The organism is Streptomyces klenkii, assembly GCF_003626645.1.
Lineage (GTDB): Bacteria > Actinomycetota > Actinomycetes > Streptomycetales > Streptomycetaceae > Streptomyces > Streptomyces klenkii.
In genome coordinates this window covers 1-1,255 of record NZ_RBAM01000114.1, presented here as the reverse complement: position 1 = coordinate 1,255, position 1,255 = coordinate 1, and the positions used below count along the sequence as shown (strand labels likewise).

1 protein-coding gene is annotated in these 1,255 nt (G+C 74.0%); it reads right to left on the bottom strand.

What is annotated here, in order from left to right:
* The coding region (locus D7231_RS35035; RefSeq protein ID WP_242000085.1) for an ABC transporter substrate-binding protein at positions 1-953 on the bottom strand (953 nt) is incomplete at its 3' end.
* Between the last annotated feature and the right edge of the window lie 302 nt (positions 954-1,255).

The window sequence follows — 1,255 nt, the reverse complement described above, 5'->3', positions numbered from 1 at the left end:
GTGCCGTCCCCGCCCGCGGCGTCGTCGCGGTTCTCCTCACGGCGGGCGGGGGCGGCCGGGGCCCCGGCCGCGGCGGTGATGCGGTCGGCGTCGGCGGGGGCCACCTCGGCGATGTCGAGACGGCCCTCCAGCAGGGCCTCCCGGCGCCGGGAGGGGGGCACGGCGGCCAGCACCAGCTGGTCGAGCAGGGCGGGGTCGCCCCACCAGGAGTCGTTGCGCGCCAGGGTGAGGGTCCCGGCCTTCTGATCCCGCTTCTTCAGCTCGAACGGCCCTGCCGAGGCGGGGAGTTCGGTGCGGGCGCCCTCGTTGAAACGGTCGGCGTCCCCGGTGACGGAGCGCGGGTAGAGGGGGCTGAAGAGGGACTTCCAGTCGGCGTAGGGCTTGGCGAAGGTGACCTCGACCTGGTCGCGGCCGGGGCCCTCGGTGACGTTCTCGACGCGGTCGTAGCCGGCGTTGCGCGCGGACCAGAAGTCCTTGTCCTCGCCGTTGAGCGCCTTCCACTGGGAGACGAAGTCGGCGGCGCCCAGGGCCGTTCCGTCGCTCCACTCGGCGTCGGGGTGCAGGGTGTAGACGACCGTCTGCTTCGGCTCGCGCCCGGTGACCTCGGCGGAGCGCAGGTAGTCGGGGTTCAGCTGCGGGCGGCCCTGGGCGTCCACGGTGAACAGCATCGGCAGAACGGCCGCGGCGACCTGGTCGGTGACCTCGTCGGCCTCGAACTGGTAGGCGTTGAGGGTGGCGGGCAGCCGGTCGACGCCCCAGGTCGCGGAGCCGCCGCTCTTCAGCTGGCCGCGGCGGGCCAGCGCGAGGGACTGCGCGGCGGCGTTCTGGCCGGTGCCGCGCTCCTCGCCGCCGGTGCAGGCCGCGAGCGGCGGGAAAAGGAGGAGGGCGCCCAGGGCGCACGCCGCGGCGCGGCGGGCGGACCGCGGGCCCGTTCTCCAGGGGATGGCCGTCATTCCGTACCTCCGGCTCCACCGGCGCGCTGATCACACGCTGATCACATTTCTCAGCGCCACTGAAGGCGAGCCGGGCCGCCGGGGGGCGGCGACACGGCGCAGGGCGGCCCGGGGCCCACCCGAACGGCCCAGCGCTGTGCGGTAGCTGACACCGCGTCGGGTGATGCCTGTTCGCGGCATGACCGCTGGCGTATCGTCTGGCATATGCGAAGGGGGGGTGAGACGGGATGAACAGCAGCAGCCTCCAGCCGTGGCAGGTGGTCCGCGAGGACAGAACGGAAGAGCGGCGGGGAGGGAAAGAG